Genomic DNA, 22,056 nt, shown 5'->3' with positions numbered 1-22,056 from the left:
AATTAAACATGAAAAAAATTGTATTAACACTAAATATGTTCTTACTCCTAGCCGGAGTAAGCAATGCGCAGGAAACCATCTATCCTGCAAAATCACAAAAAGGAACAGTATATATTAAAAATGGTACCGTTCACGTTGGTAATGGTACCGTTATTGAAAATGCTACCGTTAAAATTACGAATGGTAAAATTGAAGAAGTAGGAACCAATATTTCAGTGCCTGCATCCGGTGCTGAAGTAATAGACGCCACAGGTAAAAAAGTGTACCCTGGATTAATTTTGCCAGCCTCCAATCTGGGTCTAACTGAAATTACAGGAGTGCGTGCTACCAACGATTTCAATGAAATTGGTGAAATGAATCCAAGCATTCGTTCCATTGCAGCATACAATGCAGATTCTAAAATAACCAATACCTTAAGATCGAATGGTATACTATTGGCGCATACAGCACCAGTAGGCGCATTACTTGCCGGACAATCTTCCGTGGTTCAACTAGACGCCTGGCATTGGGAAGATGCAGCGTACAAAATGGACAATGGCATGCATTTATATATGCCGAGTTTAATGGGCAGACCTGGTGGACGTTTGGGTGCTTTATTTGCACAGTTTATGCCACAGGCACCAACAGATCCAACCAAAATGGCTTTGGAAAGACTTGAAATTGTAAAAAAATATTTCAGAGAAGCCAAAGTGTATTTAGCCGGATCTCCTAAAGAAGTAAATCTGAAACTTGAAGCAGCAAGAGGATTGTTCGAGAAGAAACAAAAATTATTTGTTCATGCTTCTCAGGTTAAACAAATGTTGCTGGCCATTGATTTTGCCAAAGAATTTGACTTTAATGTGGTAATCGTTGGTGGTTCAGAAAGCTGGCAAATTGCTCCATTATTGAAACAACATAATATTGGTGTTATCATTTCTCAAATGCATGATTTACCAACATTAGACGATGATGATATTGATATGCCATTTAAAGCACCTGCCGTTTTACAGAAGGCCGGCGTATTATTCTGTATTAATGATGATGATCCTCAAAACAGAGGCAGAAACCTTCCATTTAATGCCGGCACTGCAGCAACTTACGGTTTAACAAAAGAAGAAGCTTTAAGTGCAATTACATTGAATGCAGCAAAAATTCTGGGTACAGATGCTACCACTGGATCTATTGAAAAAGGAAAGGATGCAAATATTGTAATAAGCGCAGGAGATATTCTTGATATGCACACGAGTGTAGTTGAACATGCTTTTATTCAGGGGAGAAAAATAGTACTGGATAACAAACACAAACAACTATATGAGAGATATAAATACAAATATGGTATTAAATAAATTGGTTAAACCCATGTAATGGGGAAAATCTCATAACTACCTATACAATAAAAAGAGCCCGGTTGCCATTGGTATCCGGGCTTTTTATATATTATAATATCCTAGGGCAATTACGTATTTACTACCTTAGCTAAATGGAAAAGAAATTATTTCTGCTGGATGCGCTGGCTTTAATTTACAGGGCTTATTATGCACTAATCCGAAACCCAAGAATAACATCAAAAGGAATTAACACAAATGCCCAATTTGGTTTTACTTCAACTTTATACGACTTAATCAATAAAGAAAAACCTACGCATCTGGCTGTATGTTTTGATACACATGCACCCACAGAAAGACATACTGATTTTACAGATTATAAGGCCAACAGGCAGGAAGCGCCGGAAGATCTTTTGGCGTCGCTTCCCGATATTCAAAGAATTATCCGGGGATTTAATATTCCTGTAATTGAAATTGATGGATATGAAGCGGATGATATTATAGGAACACTTGCCTGGCAAGCTGCTGATAAGGGTTACAGTGTATACATGGTTACACCGGATAAGGACTATGGTCAATTATTAATTCACCCACATGTCTATATCTATAAACCACCGGCTTACGGAAATGCGGAAGAAATTTTGGATGCTGCAAAAATTTGTACCAAGTGGGATATAGCCAGAGTTGAACAGGTGGTTGATATGTTGGGACTAATGGGAGATGCGGTTGATAATATACCGGGTATTCCAGGCGTCGGAGAAAAAACGGCGGCTAAACTCTTGAAAGAATACGATACCCTCGAGAATATTCTGGATAATGCGGACAAAATAAAAGGAGCTTTAGGGGAAAAAGTTCGCGCCGGTAAAGAATCAGCCATCATCAGTAAAAAACTCGCTACTATCATTACCAATGTACCCGTTGAATTTCATGAGGAAGATTACAAACTAAAAGATTGGAACAGGGAAGAGCTGAATTCAGTTTTTACTGAATTGGAATTTAAAACATTGGGTAAAAGAATATTAGGAGAAACTTTTAATGCTTTTCAGGCGGCACCTCTTGCTGTGCAAACTGACTTATTTGGAAATGCCGTTGAGGAAAAGAAATCAACAGAAAAGTTGGTTGTGGAAGAAGATAATAGCTATGGACTGGTTGCAGAGAAAAATATTGAAAACACTACTCATGAATATGTTTTAATTGAAACAGAGGAAGAGCTGAATGAATTAGTGTCTTTATTAAATAAACAAAAGGAAATCTGTTTTGATACAGAAACTACCGGTACTGATGCCAATAATGTTGAACTGGTGGGTATGAGTTTTTCCTTTGAGAAAAATAAAGGTTATTATATTCCATTTTCCAGTGATCAAAAAGCAGTAAAGGAAAAACTTGGTTTATTGGAAAACCTTTTTAATAATGAAAACATTTGCTGGATTGGACAAAATATAAAATACGATTTACTGATTTTGAAATGGTATGGTATAGAACCCAAGGGTAGTTTGTTCGATACCATGCTTGCCCATTATGTAATTGAGCCAGAAGGCAGACGCAGTATGGATTTGCTAAGTGCACAATACCTCGGATATGAACCGGTTTCAATTGAAACCTTAATAGGAAAAAAAGGAAAAAACCAGGGTAATATGCGGGACGTAGCAATAGAAAAAATAAAAGAATATGCAACCGAAGACGCGGATATAACCTTTCAGTTAAAACATTGCTTTATACCCTTACTAAAAGATAAAGAAGTAGAAAAGGTTTTTTATGAAGTGGAGAATCCATTGGTAAGAGTATTAACCGACATGGAATATGAGGGTGTTAAAATAGATGAAACATTTCTAAATGACTATAGCAAAGAGTTAGACAAAGAAGCTAAAAAATGTGAGGAGAGTGTTTACGAACAGGCTGGTGTTAAATTTAACCTGGCTTCTCCAAAACAATTAGGGGAAGTTTTATTTGACAAATTACAATTAGACCCTAAAGCCAAAAAAACCAAAACCGGACAATATGCAACGGGTGAAGATGTATTGCTGAAGCTGGCAGGGAATCATAAAATTGTAGATGATATTTTAAGTTTCAGAGAATTAACAAAATTAAAATCTACTTATGTTGACGCATTGCCCGAAATGATTAATCCCAGAACAGGAAGAGTACATACATCTTATGCACAGGCAGTTGCTGTAACCGGAAGATTAAGCAGTAATAATCCAAATTTGCAAAATATTCCAATTAGAACAGCAAGAGGCAGAGAAATCAGAAAGGCATTTATACCAAGAGAGGATGGTAGAGTATTATTAAGCGCGGATTATTCACAAATTGAATTAAGAATTGTAGCTGCCATAAGTGGAGATCCCAATATGTGTGAGGCTTTTAAACAAAGAAAAGACATACATACAGCTACCGCAGCAAAAGTTTATGGAGTACCAGAAACAGAAGTAACAAAAGAAATGAGGTATAAAGCCAAAAGTGTAAACTTTGGTATTATCTATGGGCAGGGTGCATTCGGACTGGCAGAAAATTTAGGAGTAAGCAGAAAAGAAGCTCAGGAAATTATAAATAACTACAAAAAAGAGTTTCCGTTTATTCAAAAATACATGGACGATCAAATTAATTTTGCCAAAGAAAACGACTATGTTCAAACCTTAATGGGAAGAAAGCGCTGGTTAAGGGATATCCATAGCGCAAACTTTACTGTAAGGGGTTTTGCTGAAAGAAATGCCATTAATTCACCTATACAAGGTACAGCAGCAGACATGATTAAAATGGCAATGATAAAAATTCATCGGGAAATGAAAAAAGGAAACTGGAAATCTAAAATGATTTTACAGGTACACGATGAATTGGTTTTTGATGCTGTAAAGGAAGAAGCAGATGAACTTCAGCAATTAATTATTGATTGTATGGTATCCGCTTTACCCTTACCCAATGATGTTCCGGTTGAAGCAGAAGTTGGAAGAGGAAACAACTGGTTAGAAGCACATTAATATATGTTGAACTGGGAACTATTTTTAACAGCATTTCAAAAAATCAGCAGCCGGTATTTTATCGTTGCTCTGATTGGTTTTTTATTGTTCTATGTAATATTCAGAAGAAAATATTTCTATCTGAAAATTCAGCAAAAATTCCCAAAGAATGCCGACTATCTCAGGGAACTATTCTATTCAGTAGTAACAATGTTGATATTCAGTTTAATCATAGTCATATTGAATAGTCCACCTATTGCAGAATATACCACCAGATATCAATTAATAGAAACATACGGTTGGGCATACTATTTTGGTGTGTTTCCGATACTGTTCATAATGCATGATTTATACTTCTATATTATGCATCGGATTATGCATCATCCATACATGTTTAAATACATACATCTTGTACACCATAAATCTACCAATCCATCCCCTTGGGCTGCATACGCATTTCATCCGCTGGAAGCCATACTTGAACAAGGAATTGTAATCATTTTCTATTTTACACTGCCCATACATATAACCCACCTGGCTATATTCTTTCTTTTCTCAATTATATACAATGTGTATGGTCATCTGGGCTATGAATTGTATCCAAAAGGATTCAATAAATCAACTATTGGAAAATGGATTAATACCTCAATAAACCACAATCAACATCACCAATATTTCAAAGGCAATTATGGTTTGTATACTTTAATTTGGGATAGATTATTTAATACAATCAGAAAAGATTACGATAATCAATTTGAAAATATATCAAACAGAAAACCAGGTCCGGTAGGTTAATTATTTCTTCTTATATAATGGAACCGTACTGCATGGTTCCCCATACATGATACTCTTTGCATAAGGTCTTAACAAAGAAGTAATCTTGACATATGCGGAAGCGGGTACCGGGTCTTCACCACAACCTTTTACTACAACACGTTGATCAGTATAATCAGATGGATTAATGGTGTTCAAGGCATCTAATAATAAATGCTCTCTCAAAGAAGCTTCATTACCAAAATGTACAGATTTTGCTACTGGTGTTAAGTAAACAGCAACCAACATATTGGCCCACATAGGAATGATTGCATCAGCGCTGCAGGTAATAGCAACCTGTGCATTTTTGTATTGGTCCCAGTCTGTACTCAATAAAGCAGACCTGAAATCTTTCTCTTTTAAAATTAATCCCATGAAAAGATAGTCTTTCAAATCAAAAACCATAATCGGGTCCTTTGAAAAATAAGACTCCAGATCAAGGCTGATAATACCGCTCTGTTCAACTTTATTAACAATTGGTTCCATAACAGTATAAAATTAGAAAGATTCCCAGAAAAAGATTTACGAGAGGCGCAAAAAAAACCCACTCATATGAGTGGGTTTCTAACTAAGTCCTTACCGATTAATAAAAATCAAAACGGTTATCTTTTACAGTAGCTGCCTTTCTAAGTGCTTCCACACTTCTGTATGCTGCCATTTTTCTGTTTTGTATTAAGGTTTGTTTTACTGATTCAGGTAAAGCATCCGCTGCTTTAGCACCTATGGTTTCAACTTTAACTGCATACACACCGGCATTACCGGCAATTAAAGAAGAGGCTTTACCAACATTTGCTTTGTTAAAAGCAGCACCTACCATTTTTGGTTCATTACCCACACCATTTACAAACCCAGCATTAAAGGCAATGCTGTCTGCTCTGAGTATAGAAGCTCCTGAAGATTTTGCCAATTCTTCAAGGGTATTACCTTTTAACTTGGTATCAATGATAATTTTGGCTTTCTTTTCATTTCTGATAATGCCTTCCACTAATGGTCTGGCTTCGGTTGCACTCATTAAACCAGCTTTATTAATTCCGCTAATCATTGCTACTAAAATCTGATCACCTACTTCAGTAGGATCAGAAACAGCTCCTTCTTTATTTTCATAAATCCATCTTACCAATGAACGGGTATTTGCCATTGTGCCTACAGAGAAATCATTTTTCTTAATATCACTTGCAGGCAAAATTGGTTTGGCCAGTTTAGCAGCATTTTCATTAAAAGCTTTTGCAGATTTAGCAGAGGCTGCAAATGTTGCAGCTTCTGTATTAGCTTCATTTACAGTTTCATTACTGCTGATAATTGGTTTAGCCAGATATGCAATTTTATAGGCGGCACCACGATTCTTTTGACCCAGAACTTCAATATAGTGGTAACCAAAATCGGTTTTTACAACAGCTTTTGTTCCAACTGGATTATCAAATGAAAAATCATTGAATGGAATTACCATTTTTCCCTGTGGAAAATAATCATAAACACCACCCTTGTCTTTGCTACCACCATCATCAGAATACTTAGCAACAAGACTATTAAAATCAGCACCTGCTTTTATAGCAGTTTGAATACTATCTGCTAATTTCTTAGCAGTAGAATCATCGCGAAGCATCTGACCAGACTGAGGATCATTGGTACCTATTAAGATATGTCTAACAGAAGCACTATCGGGCCATTGCTTTATTCCCACCATTTTAGCAATAACATAGTTGCTGCCATCTATATACGGACCAAATACTCCACCTACAGGCAAACGGGTAATGGAATCTTTGTTAGCAACCATAATTCTGCTTCCGCCGAAATAGCTATTATAATAAGGTAATTCTGTTCCTACTTTACCTAAAAAAGCAGCAGCATCAGAAGTAGATGCAAACTCTTCTTTCAATGCAGAAATTTGAGATAAGGTTGCAGCTGAATCAGCTGAAGTTGGTGCAGCACTAAAGTTAACGTAAACAATAGATCTGGTTTCTTCTTCCTTTTTAAATTCACTACTGTGTTTCTTTACATAGTTGTTGATATCTGCATCAGAAACCTTCACGGTTGAATCAGGAATAGCAACATAAGGATATAACACATAAGAAGCATTCGCTACTGCATTATTATCAGCCTGTTGCTTTTCTACCAACCATTTTGGTACATATACAGATTGTAATAATAAATTTTGGTATTTATTTCTTAGGCTATTTTGAATGGTTGGTTCAATATATCCTGTAGTTATCATTTTAACCTGCTCTGCATTCTTACTCTTTTTAATTTGTGCAAATGCTTTTTTTGCATCGTCAACTTTAAACTCTCCTGTATTAGGATCAGTAAATTCCTGACGCAATGGAGAATTTTCTCCAAAAAGAATATCGTTCAATTCTTTGGCAGATACTGATAAACCTAATTTTTCAAACTCCTGGTTTAATACAATATTATCTACCTCCATGTTAAACACGTTTCCAATTAGTTGCTCACGGGTAGCTCCCTGACCGGCATACATGGCTTCCTGATTTTTCAGGCGCTCTTCGAATGTACCTCTATCAATAGTGGTACCATTAACTTTTGCAATAACTGAACTGTTTGAAAAGGCAGATCCACCACGGCCTGCTCCATCCTGAAGAATAAAAGCAATTAAAGCAACAGCAATAATTACAAAAATGATCCAAGTGCCTCGATCACGAATTGTTTGAATTACAGACATAATAAATAATTAATATATAATTTATCCCGATTGTACACGGGGAGGCAAAAATAAGGGAAAATCAAGTAGAATAAGATGTGGAAAAATATGCACATCATTCTGTTAGTAACCCTGAAAACACGTGGAAAAATTGGTTTTCTGATAAAAAAACTGTGAAAAGAAATAGAATAAATAGGTAAAAATCGGAAGGCTCTTAGGTTATTTGAACAAAACCGTAGGTATTTATACCTGTTAATTAACAGTGAACCAAAAGTGAATAACCAAAAATCAAAGTTGTGAATTGAGTTATACCATACTGTTAATAAACAAGGAAAATTAAATATAGCTAAGAATAAACAAGCTGAATTAAAATGTGAATTGTTGTGTATAAACGAACTAAGCTTAGCTTTGCACAATGTGTGTAACTAAGTTTTCCCGATATACACATGCCTAATAATAGTAGTTGATTTTATATAAATAATTATTAAATATTATTACTTTGAATATTCACATTGCAAAAGAGAAATTAGCAGAGAACGGATTTTTAGATTTGGAAATTGATCCTGAATTGGATCTCTTTGCAGAGATAGAAAAATTAAAAAAGAAAAAAATGCCGTTTTACTCGCCCACTATTACCAGGATACCGATATACAGGATGTGGCAGATTATATTGGGGATAGTCTTGGATTGGCCCAGCAGGCAAAACAGACCACTGCGGATGTGATTGTTTTTGCCGGGGTTCATTTTATGGCAGAAACGGCAAAGATTTTAAATCCTACCAAAAAAGTACTCTTACCCGATTTAAAAGCGGGTTGCTCTTTGGCAGATAGCGCTCCTGCCTCCCTTTTCAGGGCTTTCAAAGAAAAACATCCCGATCACCTGGTAGTTTCCTATATCAATTGCACGGCAGAAATTAAAGCCTTAAGCGATATTATCTGTACAAGCGGAAATGCAGAGAAAATTATTGAAAGTATACCTGTTGACCAACCAATCATTTTTGCTCCGGATAAAAATTTAGGATCATACCTGAACAAGAAAACTGGTAGGAATATGCTACTTTGGAATGGTGCCTGTGTGGTGCATGAAATTTTTAGTCTGGAGAAAATTGTAAAATTAAAAATCAGACATCCCGAAGCCAAACTAATTGCTCATCCTGAATGTGAAGAAGCTATTTTGAATATTGCAGACTATATAGGCAGTACCACTCAGTTATTGAAATACACAAAAACAGATTCCAATAATTCTTATATAGTAGCCACAGAAACAGGTATTCTGCATCAGATGCAAATAAATAATCCAACTAAAACTTTTATTCCTGCCCCACCCAATAATAATTGTGCATGTAATGATTGTCCGTACATGAAATTAAATACCCTGGAAAAAATATATCTCTGCATGAAATATGAACTTCCTGAAATTCACATGGATGAATCATTAAGGCTACAGGCACTAAAACCAATGGAACGCATGATGGATATTAGCAGAGCTGCCGGCCTGATTGGTGGTTAATGACTATTTAACATATTATTTTATTTTAGATTTAAACGAATAGAAAGATTTCATATCAAAGCAGCAAATGCCAGATATGAAAACAGCCCCCTTATGGCTACTGACCCTTTTTATTGGTTCAGTAGCTTGTAATAAGTCAGAAGAAACAATAGTTACACCGGTTGCAACAGCGTCAGGAACCAATCCTTTAATTTCTGCTGCTCTCAATTTACCTGCCACACCTTTTGATTATGTGAATGCAGGATTACCAGCCTATTTTTTTCAAAATGCAGGTGGTGGTGCTCCTACATCTGTAAATGGTATTGATAATACCCCTGCTGCCAACCCAATTACCAATCATGGCGCCACTTTGGGCAGGGTTTTATTTTATGACAAGAATTTAAGTGTTAATAAAACAATATCCTGTGCAAGTTGCCACAATCCGGCATTTGGATTTAGTGATTCGGCTGTATTAAGTAATGGTTTTGCCGGAGGAAAAACCGGTAGGCATTCAATGAGTTTAATTAATGCCAAATTTTATCAACGTGGTCGATTTTTCTGGGATGAAAGAGCCGCTACTTTGGAAGATCAGGTATTAATGCCTTTTCAGGATCCTGTAGAAATGGGAATGACTTTGGCACTTATTACACAAAGGGTAAGAGAACAATCTTATTATGCCCCTTTAATTAGTAATGCATTTGGTGACACAGCTGTAAACACCAATAAAATTGCCCTGGCTCTGGCACAATTTGTAAGAAGTATTGTTAGCAGTAATAGTAAATACGATATTGGAAGGGCACAGGTAAACAATCCGGTTGCTGATTTTCCAAATTTTTCTGCAGAGGAAAATCAGGGAAAAAGAATATTTATTACTCCCGTGCAGAATGGGGGTGCCGGCTGTTTTGGTTGTCATACCACTGAAGCTTTTGTGGCTGCGGTACCCGGCCCAAGAAATAACGGGCTTGATATCAATACCAATGTGGATAATGGAGCGGGATTGGGTGCATTTAAAACACATACGCTAAGAAATATTGCTTTAACTGCTCCCTATATGCACGATGGCAGATTTAAAACCTTGAATGAAGTAGTGGAACATTACAATAGTGGCGTAAAGGCACACCCTAACCTTGATAATGCATTGAAACAACCGAATGGCCAACCTATCCGCCTGAATTTAAACGCAGCTGAAAAAAATGCATTAGTAGCTTTTATGAGAACCCTAACCGATGCCACCATTGCCACAAATACAAAATGGTCCAATCCATTTAAGTAAAATCTTTAATATCAATTGGCTGTTTACCCAATCAAAGAAATATTCTATTGATTGCAGTACAAATTTTTTAGCTTTAGCCAAAGCCATCAAATGAAGTACCTGATTTTAGCTCTCTGCTTTTTTGTTTCCGTTGCAAACGCACAAAATAAAAACGAAAATAAAAAGTATAAAAAAGTACACCAGCGTGCAATAATGGCCGATTCACACAATGATTTATTAACTGCCTCAATTGAAAAAAATTTACTGATTGATCGGGACCTGACCGGTAAAACACATTCCGACTTACAGCGATTTAAAGAAGCGGGTGTGGACGTTCAGATTTTTAGTGTATGGTGCGATGGGAATAAAAAAGAGCCCTATGCCTGGGCCAATAGAGAAATAGATACTTTATATGCTGTAGCTGCCCGAAATCCGGATAAAATTCAAATTATTCAACATTTCTCTGAGATTAATAAAGCAATCAAAAAGAAAAAACTCGCTGCTTTATTTGGTGTGGAAGGGGGTCATATGATAGAGGGAGATTTAAATAAACTGGAAGCGCTGTATAAGAGGGGTGTTCGTTACATGACCTTAACCTGGAACAATTCTACAGAATGGGCCAGTTCTGCAATGGATGAATCTTCATTGGCAAATCTGAATAAAGACAACAATAATTCTTTAACCCAATCCAGAGCAACAGGACTTAACGATTTTGGCAAACAGGTAATTAAAAAAATGAACGAGCTGGGTATGATGGTTGACCTGAGTCATGTTGGAGAAAAAACGTTCTGGGATGCTATACAAACAACCACCAAACCCGTACTGGTTTCGCATAGCAATGCTTACACTCTGTGTCCGGTCTTCAGAAATTTGAAAGACGACCAGATAGATGCAGTGGGTAAAAACGGAGGTGTTATTCAATTGAATTTTTATTCGGCCTTTATAGATAGCTCTTTCAAAAAAAGAGAGAAAGCATTTCTTCAGAATAAACAAGCCAAGATTGATTCATTGATAGCTACCGGCATGCAGAAAGAATATGCCCAATCGATGATTGTGGATATGCATAAAGAAGAATCCATTGCCATTCAACCCCCGATGGAAATGTTATTAAAGCATCTGGATTATATTGTGAATAGAATTGGCGTGGACCATGTAGGAATGGGTTCTGATTTTGACGGCATCAGCGCCAGCCCGAGAGAACTAACAGATGTAACCAGTTATCCATTAATTACAAAGGCCTTACTGGAAAGAGGCTATTCCAAAAAAGACGTTTACAAAATAATGGGCGGAAACCTGATGAGAGTAATGAAAGCCCAGCTTAATTAATAATTATCCAAACAACTGTTTTATGAGGAAAATTTTTCTGAGTGTCAGTATGCTTTTTGCGGGAACAATGTTGATGGCACAGGCAACACAAAAACCTCCGCTTCACGGAAAAAACTGGATGGCGATTACCGGTAAACCACTGGCCGCAACAGCGGGTTCTATTGTTTTTCAACAGGGAGGAAATGCGGTAGACGCAGCCTGTGCTATGCTGGCAGCTACTTGTACCATGTGGGATGTATTGAGCTGGGGCGGTGAAACGCAGGCCATTATCTACAATCCAAAAACAGGAAAAGTAATTGGCATCAATGCATTGGGTGTGGCGCCTACCGGAGCAACTCCGGAATTTTTTAAGTCGAAGGGATATCAGTTTCCTCCGGAATATGGTCCCCTGGCCGCGGTTACACCCGGAACTGTAGGAGGACTGATTCATATGCTTTCTGAATATGGCACTATGAGTTTGAAACAGGTATTGGCCCCTGCCATGCAACTGGCTGCAGGATATCCAATTGATGCCCAGACCGCCAATAGCATAGAAAGAGGTAAAGACAGAATTAAACAATGGCCTTACAGTAAAAAAGTATTGTTGCCACACCTGGGTGAAAAAAGAGAAGCCCCCGAAGCTGGTGAAATCTTTGTGCAACAGGATTTGTTGAATACCCTCACTAAGCTGGTGGAAGCAGAGCAAACCGCATTGAAAAACAAAAAGACAAGAAAGCAGGCATTACAAGCCTCCTACGATCGTTTTTATAAAGGAGATATTGCGGATGAGTTTGTAAGAGGTGCTCAGGAACAAGGCGGATTAATTACCAAACAGGATTTGGCGAATTGGAAAGTGAAAGAAGAAACACCGGCAATGGTTACTTATAAAGGCATTGATGTGTACAAGTTAACCCAGTGGACACAGGGACCGTCTATGCTACAGGCATTGAATATCCTGGAAAATTTCGACCTGAAGAAAATGGGTTACAATTCTCCTCAATACATAAACACCGTTTATCAGTCGATGAGTCTGGCATTTGCTGACCGTGATTTTTATTATGGTGATCCGGCCTTTGCTCCTACCCCTCAGCCGATGAGCGGCTTACTAAGCAAAGACTATGCAAAACAAAGGGCTGCTTTAATTAACCCATTAAAAAATAATGCCCTCGTTGCTCCCGGAGACCCCTATCCTTTTGAAGGAAGAACCAATCCGTATAAGGATCAATTAAAACAATGGAATTTTACCATTGACAGTACGGGTAAAAGAAATTTTGTACCTGCACACGACAGTTCTGTTACAGCTAAGGCAGAACTGGATGAATATATGGACCGCTTGTGGAGAGGTACTACTTCGGTGGAAGCAGCAGATAAAGAGGGTTGGGTGGTTTCTATTACCCCTAGTGGGGGATGGTTACCGGCTACCATTGCGGGAAATACCGGTATTGGAATGAGCCAGCGCATGCAGAGTTTTGTACTCGACGAAACCATTAATCCATTTAATGTGGTTGCTCCGGGAAAAAGACCCCGTGTTACATTAACTCCTTCCATGGCATTAAAGGACGGCAAACCCTATTTGTCTTTCGCAGTTCAGGGAGGTGATACCCAGGATCAGAATCTTCTACAGTTTTTCCTGAACATGGTTGAATTCAATATGACAGTACAACAGGCATCTGAAGCGGAAAATATCAATAGCAATCAACTGTGGTTATCATTGGGTGGAACTAAAATAAAAGACCGTATGCCCAGAGCGGGAGACTTGCTGCTATCGGCCAGAACTCCAGAACCAACCAGAGAAGCATTGAAAAAAATGGGTTACAAGCTAAGTTTTGGCCAAAGAACCAGTGGGCCCATCAATGCAATTTTCCTGGACCGTAAGCACAAAAGTTTATGGGGAGGATCTTCCAATAACGGGGAAGATTATGGAATTGGCTGGTAATGGGTTAAAAAGTATAAAAGACCTGAATAAATACGCTGCCCTCTTATCGGGCGGCGTATTATATTTGGTACCTGAACGGGAAAACTAAACGGATTAGTAAAAAAATACTAAAAATATTAGTTTAATTAAATTGTATTGATTAGTTTTACTTTCTCATCCATTAAAGACACGCTAAAACATATAATATGAGCAATGCAGAAAAACTAAAGGCCCTCAAGCTAACCATCGACAAAATTGATAAAGATTTTGGAAAAGGTAGCGTAATGATGATGAATGAAAAAAGTTCCGCTCCCATGGAAGTGGTTTCAACCGGATCACTGGGATTGGATGCTGCATTGGGTGTGGGCGGCTTACCAAAAGGTAGAATTGTAGAAATATACGGACCGGAATCTTCTGGTAAAACCACGGTTGCGATTCATGTAATTGCGGAAGCACAAAAGAAAGGCGGCATGTGTGCCATCATTGATGCGGAACACGCTTTTGATAGTGCTTATGCACAAAAATTAGGGGTGGATGTAGACAATCTCTTGATATCACAACCTGATTATGGCGAACAGGCCCTTGAAATTGCAGACCGTTTGATTCTTTCCGGCGCCTTGGATGTAGTGGTGATTGACTCTGTTGCGGCATTGGTTCCTAAAGGAGAATTGGAAGGGGAAATGGGAGATAGTAAAATGGGATTGCAGGCCAGATTAATGAGCCAGGCGTTGAGAAAATTAACCGCCACTATTAATAAGACCAATACCATTTGTATTTTCATCAACCAGCTTCGTGAAAAAATCGGTGTCATGTTTGGTAATCCGGAAACGACCACTGGTGGTAATGCCTTGAAGTTCTATGCTTCTGTTCGTCTAGATATCAGAAGAATGACTCAGATTAAAGATGGCGATGCGGCTGTTGGAAATCGTGTAAAAGTAAAAGTGGTAAAGAATAAAGTTGCTCCTCCATTCCGTGCTGCTGAGTTTGATCTGGTATTCGGCGAAGGAATCAGCAAAGTGGGTGAAATTATTGATATGGGTGTTGAAATGGGCATTGTACAGAAGAGTGGTTCCTGGTTTAGTTATGAAAGCAATAAACTGGGTCAGGGAAGAGAAGCGGTTAAGTCTTTATTATTGGATAATCCTGATTTATCCAATGAAATTGAAGCCAAAATAAGAGCCAAATTAATTACAGTTACAGAAGCACCTGCACAGGCTGCTGAAGAATAAAGATGTTTTTTGATGGGTTAGTAAACGGCCCTGGCTAGCAATAGCCGGGGCTTTTGTATTAAATAATGATTTAGTGAATAATAATTCACCCTATTTGGTCGTTTATCAGACACTTAGTGGCCATTTTTGGCCCTGCTTAATTATTCGTGCATATGAACGCAAAGGTACCCAAACAATTGATCCTTGGCGGCCGCATCCTGCAATCCTTACTTATACTGGGTTTGCTGTTCGGCGGGGTAACTTATGCACAGAAAGGAATCGGGTATGATATTCGCCCATTTAAAAAAGAAGCCATTTTCAGGGATGATGATAAAATTGGCTACAATCTCCGATTCAGAAACAATACCAAAGAAAAATAAGGGGTACTATTAAAGCCAAAGTAATGAATTACAAAGGCGAAGAAGTGTACAACCAGGAAATGGGCTTTACCATGGATGCCCGTAAGGGATACATGAAAGACCTTTATCTTGAAAACGATCGCACCAAGCCTGGTTTCTATCAGCTCCAGTTAATGGTTTCTGCCAACAATTATGTTGATACCTTGCTTTATGGATATGGAGTTGATCCGGAAAAAGTATATGCCAATGTAAACCGTCCTGCAGATTTTGATCAGTTCTGGGACGATGCCAGAAGAGAACTGGTGAATATTGATCCTAAGTTCAGGGTTACCCGAAGAGGCGATCAAAGTACCCGTGATGTAGACGTGTTTCTGGTTGAATTTCAATCATTGGAGTACCAAACCATTCGGGGTTGGTTATCTGTTCCTAAGCGAAAGGGAAAATTCTCTGTGATATATGAGTTACCCGGATATCTTCAGGACCTGCGCCCCGATTCACTAAGAACGGATATGGCTGTATTCAGATTAAATGTCCGGGGTCATGGAAACAGCAAGGATAATACGAATGCTGATTACAATACGTTTAATATCATAAATCTTAACGACCGCAATAAATATATCTATCGCGCAGTTTATATGGATGCACTACGCGGTCTTGATTTTATATACCGTCACGAGTACTTAAAATTCGACCTGAGAAAAGTGATAGTTAAAGGAGAAGGACAGGGCGCAGTGCTGGCAACGGTTGTGGCATCTTTAGACAACCGCCCTCAGGGATGTATCATTGAAAGACCCGTGTACACAGATATGAGAACCCTGTTCTTTATGGCCGGTTCTCAAAAAGTGACCCCCTGGCCTGTAGGCAATTTTCAGACCTACTTAAAAAATCCAAGAAACCGGTTAAACCAGGAAGGACTATTCAGAATATGGGACTTTTTTGATCCGGTCAATTTTGCTCCCAATATCAGATGCAGGGTCCTCTTTGGTCACAATCAAAAGAATACCTTTTGTCCGCCACAGGCGGCCATTGCCTTATATAACCAGATTCGGATTGATAACAGAAATATATACATGAGTTTAGAAGAAAACGGAATGGATGATGTGTATTATCGTTATGAAAGTTTCTGGATGAAGAAAATTCTCTGAGTTTCAAAAATGTAATGATGAAAAAACTTGTAGCACTTATTCTGGTTGTTTTATTGGTTAATGTGGCAAAAGCGGGCTTCCCGATTGGAAGGGGTAAATACCTGATTGTTCCCTCCTACAACTTATATATGGCAAAGGGTTACTGGGATGCCAACGGAAATTATTTTGCTTACTCCAATAACGGCAGATTTGCCTCGCATTATTTTGGATTATACGGGGGTATTGGAATTGGTGAAAAACTCGATTTTGTTGGGAATATCTCTTATGTAATGCAGAGAAAACTAGAAACGGGCTCTACCCAGACCAATTCCAGCCTGGGTGATGCCAGTTTTGGTCTTTCTTACTTGCTGAATACTTTTGATTACTCTAAGTTTTTAACCGTTACAGGATCGCTGATTGTGCCTTTATACTCCAATGATGTTAATAAAACCCCTTATACAGGGTTTCAGCAGGTGGGTGGTGAAGTTAAGTTTACCTATTCCGGATCTAACGGTGAGCGCTATTCCAACACCTATTTCGACATCAATTTGGGCGTAAGACAATATTTTAGTCCGGAGGGTCCTACCCAGGTATTCGGAGATGCTTTACTGGGTATTCCGCTGGATGAAGACAATAAGCTGACCTTCCAGCTGGCTGGGACAAAGTCTACCAGTACCCAAACCCTCTTCAATCCGAACAATTTGTTCTTAAACAGACAGTTTAATTATTTTAGATTAACAGCAGGATATGGTAGAAGAATCAGCCAAAACCATCAAATTTTCTTCACGTTGTTTACAGATGTAAGCGGAAGGAATACGGGTAAGGGTGGCGGAGGAGCCATTTCTCTGGTGGCAGAACTCTAACTAAACAAATAATTAATGACGGCAAAAACCTACATCCCATCTTTAACAGGAGTCAGAGGCCTTGCTTCTATTTTGATATTTTTTCATCATTTTAATCAGCAGGATTTTCCGCCGTTACTATTTCGCGTATTAAATGAGTTCCATTTTCCCCTCTCCATGTTCTTTGTTTTGAGTGGATTTTTAATTTGTTTGCGCTATTACGATACTGTAGAATTGTCCGGAACCTGGATGCGTAAATATTTAAAAAACAGAATTGCGCGTGTCTATCCTATCTATTTAATTTTAACGATTGCTGTATTTCTATATGCCTGGATAGCCAATGATAACAGTATTTACAACGGAAAGAACAGTCCGGCTACTTTGTTCATCATGAACATAACCTTCCTGCGTGGATTTTTTGATGATATGAAATTTACGGGGATTGCACAAGGCTGGTCATTAACCGTAGAAGAGTGCTTTTATTTTTCTGCTCCCATTTTCTTTTTACTGATTAAGAGAAGTAAAATTTATTTTTTGGTTGCCCCGTTAGTGGTAACAGGAATGGGTGTTTTGTTGGTGTTGATTTTTAGAAATGTTGATTTCTACGGATTTTTCGGATCATTTAAGTTTTTATTCATCTCTACTTTTTTAGGAAGAACAGTGGAGTTCTTTTCGGGTATGGTACTTGCCATGATTATTAGAAAAGCCGACGACACGGTAAGTAATTTTTCCTTGTTTACCTGGCTGGGAATCATCGGAATTGGTTGCACCAATCTTATTATGATTAATCAGCCAATCACCAAAGAAGTGCCGTTTGCACTATACCAACCAATTGGTATTTTTACCAATAATGTAATACTCCCTGTTTTCATTTGCATGTTCTTTTATGGATTAATTAAAGAGAATTCTATTCCGAAAAAAATATTGGGAAGCAAAATCGGCGAACTGGTAGGCAAAAGCTCTTACATTCTTTATTTAATCCATCTGGGCTTTATCTCGAATCTTACATCTAACTGGTTGCACAATTCGGCCGATTCGTTTTATGCCTGGTTAGATAAAAATGAATACTGGTGGCTGTCTGAACACCTGAATTATACTGCGTTGGTTTTGTTTTCACACCTCTTTATACTCACGATCATATCGATTATTTTATATAAGTTTATAGAAGAGCCTATTAATTTATACATCAGAAAGTCGAATTTCTTAGAAAAGAAAACTGCAAGATGATATTTAAGTTCCAATACCGATTCCCGGCACTACCATTGATTATCCTTTTAGCGGGAATCATTTGTTTTGCAGATAATGGCTTTGCCCAGAAAAGCAAAATCAAAGACCCGGTTATTGTAAATATTTTACCCTACAATAAAAAAGCAAGGTTCAACCGTAAGTTTCCGGTTAAGTATAAAATTCAATTCATTAACAATCTCAAAGATGCACAGGAAGGAACTTTGATTTATACGGTTTATGATAATGCCAATCAGGAAATATTGCAAAACAGTCTGGATGTAAAAGTCAATGCTAAAAAAACGCTTACAGCCAATTTTGATGTACCCATTGAAAAAGAAGGAAACTATACCATTAAAATGGCCATTGAACTAACCAATTTCAATAGCAATTACGATGGCAGCTTTGCCTATATAGGCCCTCCACGGAAATCTAAAGACCGAAAACCATCAACCCAGCAGGAGCCAATTGTAAATACGCCACCTGTTAACTGGTCGGCTGATAATTTATCCGGCGATCCAGGTAGACAAAGTTTGGGGGCAGATCAGGTTGGAGAAGCACCACCGCCCGAAGAGGAAGCCTACGAAGAAGGGGAAATGATTATTAAACTCAAGCCCTACAAGAAAGACGGTGTTTTCTATTCCGGAGAAAAAATTAAATATTCTGTTTCTATTGCCAACAAATATAAAGTTAAGCAGGAAGGTACATTCACTGCCATCGTTGAAACGGAAATGGGTCAGGTGGTTAGTAAAACGCAGGTGAAACTAAAAATTGCACCCAAGGGGCAGCGAAGTTTTCAGATTGAAATACCCAAACCTGAAAAAGAGGGCATCTACAATTTAAGAGCGGCAACCAACACCTCTACTTATGATGATACAGCTCAGTATGCTTTTGGATATGAAATAGGAAGAATCAACACACCGTATTATTTGCCACCCGATTTTGATGAGTTCTGGCAAACAGCCATGAGCGATCTGGCAAAAGTAGATCCTCAATATAAAATAACCCGTAGTGAAGAGCATAGCACCAAATACCACGATGTATATCGTGTAGATATGGTAGGCCTGGATGAGTTTCCATTTTATGGATTCTTATCTATTCCTAAATTAAAGGGAAAATATCCTGTAATTATTGGATACGGAGGATACAAAAAAGAAGTATTTCCATTGCTGTTTGATGAGTTTATTTCATTTGCTGTTAATGTAAGAGGGATTGATAAAAAATACCAGAAAGAATTTAACCCCGATGACAAAGAGCAAATAATGATTAATGCAGAAGATAAAAATGCATATGTTTATAAAGGCATATACATGGATTGTATCCGCGCAGTTGATTTTGTGTATTCCCACGAACATATGGGAATGGATTTAACCCGGGTTTTGGCATTTGGGGGTAGTCAGGGTGCAACCATGGGTCTGGTAACTGCTGCATTATTACCCAATAAGATTAATGCGGTTATTGCCAGTAATCCGGTTTTTGCCGATTGGAAAAACAGTTTTGCGGTTGGAAAAAGTAAACGTGTATTAACATTCCCATCTGATGCTATCGTAAGATACCTGAAAGACAATCCGGATTTTACCGAAGAACAAATGCTCGAGACCTTTAATTATTTCGACCTGCAGAATTTTATGCCCAAAGTGCAATGTCCTGTTTTGTATGCTGTTGGTTTGCAGGATGATTTTATTTCTCCAAGCAGTGCCATTGCGGCGTATAATAAATTAAGAATGGATGCAAGAGCCGCCAGTGAATTATACATATTCCCGGATCTGGGTCACGAAATTCCGGTGTATCATAACTCATTTATCGGAATCTGGTTTGCCGAACAAGCAGTAAAAAGACGGAAAAGATAAATACATGCAATTGTCTAAATCATATATCATTTTTCTTTTTACGGTAATGGCGCTTTCCGTTGGTGAGGCCAGGGCCGACTATCCTATAGGTAAGCGTAGAACAGCCATCACTGGTACCTTTAATTATTTTTATTCAGACAAGTTTTTTGATGCAAACGGAAAGTTGACGAACAATTTTCCCGGAGATTATTTTCAGTCTACTTTTTATAGTTTAAATGTAATGCATGGCCTTGGCAGAAGAATTGATTTAACGGCTACTTTACCTTTTGCAAAACAAACCCTTGTAAATGGTAATAATTCTGAAACCAGATCTGGTATAACAGATATTAATGTTGGCTTGTCTTTTCATTTTCCATCTGTGGATTATAAACGCTATTTCACTTTAAAAGCGGCAGTGGGTGTACCCGCGTATCAGAATAACCAAACCCCCTATCTGGGATTTGCCTCTAAAGCAGTGATGATGGGTGCTAACTACTCTTTTACACCCTATAAAAACGGATATGCCATTCTTGAATTTATGTATACCCGCTTTTTAGATTCACAGGACGGCCCCAATCAGTACCGGGGATCCTTAACAATCGGGAAAATGTACAATAAACACACATCGGTAACTGCATCCATTGCGCATCTGGTTTCTCAAAGTGTGAATACTGCATTTAACCCCAATCTGCAATTAAATAAAAACTTCAACGCTGCCACTATGAATGTTAGTGTTGGAAGAAAAATAAACCGATCTATTACACCAACCATTCAGGCATATTATACTTTGCTGGGCCGGAACGCTGGATTGGGTATGGGTGTTAATTTCTTTGTAACAGTAAGATTGCCATAGAAAATAGTTTTCCTTGTTATACCGGATTATCAAGCCATTTATACGTGTTGCACTTTATTTTTTCTTTAGAAAAATTCATGTCAGCTATTCGAATGTTTATGCTATAAAAGGTCCGGTATTAATCACCGCCAATCATCCTAATTCTTTTTTAGATGCCATTTTAATTGGGGCATATTTTAAAAAGCCCATCCATTTTCTGGCAAGGGGAGATGCTTTTAAAAAACCATTTCACCGGTTTTTATTAAGCCTGCTCAATATGATACCCATTTACAGATTAAGCGAGGGAAAGGAAAACCTATACCTGAATGAATACGCGTTTAAAGCTTCTCAGAAAGTGTTAGAAAATAATGGCATCGTGCTAATTTTTATAGAAGGAATCTGTTTGTTAACCAATCAACTGCAGCCATTTAAAAAAGGGGCAGCCAGAATTGCCCTGGATTATAAAGGAAAACAACCATTGCAGATTCTGCCACTAGGCATTGCCTATAATCGCTTTAATACCTGGGGTTCAACTGTACAAATTATTCCGGGCAATCCCTTAACGGCAGAACAGTTATTCCCGTTTAATGACCGGGCCAGAAATATGCGCCATTTTAATGATTGTATTCATCAGGGTTTGAATCGGTTAATTCAAGTGCCCGAAAACAAAAAACCAGCACAGGGCAAGCTGGTAAAACTCCTTGGACAAATTGGTTATTTAACACATCGCTGGTTTTTCCATTGGCTGGATACCCTTATTGAAAGGAAAACCCGCAACACAGTTTTTCATGACTCCGTTTTATTTGCTGCTTTATTCTTGTTTTATCCTATACTCATTCTCATAATTGCTTTGTGGGCTGTTTCCCTTTTAGGCTGGCTGAGTTTGCTGCCTTTATTGATATTCCTGATGATGGCCCGGTGCATTGTTTTGGTGAAAAATCCAAACGAATAATG

At 38.1% G+C, this 22,056-nt stretch carries 17 protein-coding genes; 15 read left to right on the top strand and 2 right to left on the bottom strand.

Going from position 1 to position 22,056, the window contains the following annotated elements:
- The first annotated feature begins 8 nt into the window (after positions 1-8).
- The 3 genes from P767_RS0111005 (at position 9) to P767_RS0110995 (ending at position 5,053) form a co-directional block, all read left to right on the top strand.
- On the top strand, positions 9-1,325 hold the full coding sequence (locus tag P767_RS0111005; RefSeq protein WP_026764538.1) for an amidohydrolase family protein: 1,317 nt from the start codon (positions 9-11) through the stop codon (positions 1,323-1,325).
- A 134-nt stretch (positions 1,326-1,459) separates the two neighbouring features.
- Positions 1,460-4,279 carry a DNA polymerase I gene (polA, locus tag P767_RS0111000; RefSeq protein ID WP_026764537.1) on the top strand — a complete coding sequence of 940 codons (2,820 nt, stop codon included), beginning with the start codon at positions 1,460-1,462 and terminating at the stop codon, positions 4,277-4,279.
- A gap of 3 nt (positions 4,280-4,282) precedes the next feature.
- Positions 4,283-5,053 (top strand): sterol desaturase family protein, encoded by a 771-nt coding sequence (locus tag P767_RS0110995; RefSeq protein ID WP_026764536.1) that lies wholly within the window; start codon positions 4,283-4,285, stop codon positions 5,051-5,053.
- Here P767_RS0110995 and P767_RS0110990 read toward each other — a convergent pair whose 3' ends face one another.
- Positions 5,054-5,557, bottom strand: a complete 504-nt coding sequence (locus P767_RS0110990) for a DUF2480 family protein (protein ID WP_026764535.1) — start codon at positions 5,555-5,557, stop codon at positions 5,054-5,056.
- Between the two features lie 97 nt (positions 5,558-5,654).
- Positions 5,655-7,745 carry a peptidylprolyl isomerase gene (locus P767_RS0110985; protein WP_026764534.1) on the bottom strand — a complete coding sequence of 697 codons (2,091 nt, stop codon included), beginning with the start codon at positions 7,743-7,745 and terminating at the stop codon, positions 5,655-5,657.
- A 546-nt stretch (positions 7,746-8,291) separates the two neighbouring features.
- Between P767_RS0110985 and nadA the strand changes: the two genes are divergently transcribed.
- From nadA to P767_RS17710, 12 genes are all read left to right on the top strand, one after another.
- On the top strand, positions 8,292-9,233 hold the full coding sequence (nadA, locus tag P767_RS16835) for a quinolinate synthase NadA (RefSeq protein WP_316929615.1): 942 nt from the start codon (positions 8,292-8,294) through the stop codon (positions 9,231-9,233).
- Between the two features lie 76 nt (positions 9,234-9,309).
- Positions 9,310-10,485 (top strand): cytochrome-c peroxidase, encoded by a 1,176-nt coding sequence (locus P767_RS16830; protein ID WP_037352692.1) that lies wholly within the window; start codon positions 9,310-9,312, stop codon positions 10,483-10,485.
- A gap of 90 nt (positions 10,486-10,575) precedes the next feature.
- Positions 10,576-11,790: a dipeptidase gene (locus P767_RS0110970; protein WP_026764533.1), complete on the top strand. Its 1,215-nt coding sequence runs from the start codon at positions 10,576-10,578 to the stop codon at positions 11,788-11,790.
- A gap of 22 nt (positions 11,791-11,812) precedes the next feature.
- A complete protein-coding gene (locus tag P767_RS0110965; RefSeq protein ID WP_026764532.1) occupies positions 11,813-13,705 on the top strand; it encodes a gamma-glutamyltransferase family protein in 1,893 nt (630 codons plus the stop codon).
- Between the two features lie 185 nt (positions 13,706-13,890).
- Entirely contained in the window at positions 13,891-14,913 is a 1,023-nt protein-coding gene (gene recA / locus P767_RS0110960) for a recombinase RecA (protein ID WP_026764531.1), read from the top strand.
- 152 nt (positions 14,914-15,065) lie between these two features.
- Positions 15,066-15,272, top strand: a complete 207-nt coding sequence (locus tag P767_RS0110955) for a hypothetical protein (protein WP_026764530.1) — start codon at positions 15,066-15,068, stop codon at positions 15,270-15,272.
- Positions 15,273-15,295: 23 nt separating this feature from the next.
- Positions 15,296-16,396 (top strand): acetylxylan esterase, encoded by a 1,101-nt coding sequence (locus P767_RS0110950; protein ID WP_026764529.1) that lies wholly within the window; start codon positions 15,296-15,298, stop codon positions 16,394-16,396.
- Between the two features lie 17 nt (positions 16,397-16,413).
- Positions 16,414-17,238: a hypothetical protein gene (locus tag P767_RS0110945; RefSeq protein WP_026764528.1), complete on the top strand. Its 825-nt coding sequence runs from the start codon at positions 16,414-16,416 to the stop codon at positions 17,236-17,238.
- Positions 17,239-17,253: 15 nt separating this feature from the next.
- A complete protein-coding gene (locus P767_RS0110940) occupies positions 17,254-18,444 on the top strand; it encodes an acyltransferase family protein (RefSeq protein ID WP_026764527.1) in 1,191 nt (396 codons plus the stop codon).
- Positions 18,441-20,291, top strand: coding sequence for an acetylxylan esterase (locus tag P767_RS0110935; RefSeq protein WP_026764526.1), 1,851 nt, complete (start codon positions 18,441-18,443; stop codon positions 20,289-20,291). Before P767_RS0110940 ends, P767_RS0110935 begins: the two co-directional genes overlap by 4 nt.
- A 10-nt stretch (positions 20,292-20,301) precedes the next feature.
- Positions 20,302-21,123, top strand: a complete 822-nt coding sequence (locus P767_RS0110930) for a hypothetical protein (RefSeq protein ID WP_157611493.1) — start codon at positions 20,302-20,304, stop codon at positions 21,121-21,123.
- Positions 21,124-21,136: 13 nt separating this feature from the next.
- A complete protein-coding gene (locus tag P767_RS17710; protein WP_051417308.1) occupies positions 21,137-22,054 on the top strand; it encodes a 1-acyl-sn-glycerol-3-phosphate acyltransferase in 918 nt (305 codons plus the stop codon).
- Positions 22,055-22,056: the final 2 nt, after the last annotated feature.

The organism is Sediminibacterium salmoneum NBRC 103935, from assembly GCF_000511175.1.
In the GTDB taxonomy this organism is placed as follows: Bacteria; Bacteroidota; Bacteroidia; order Chitinophagales; family Chitinophagaceae; genus Sediminibacterium; species Sediminibacterium salmoneum.
This window is presented reverse-complemented; position numbering and strand designations above follow the sequence as displayed.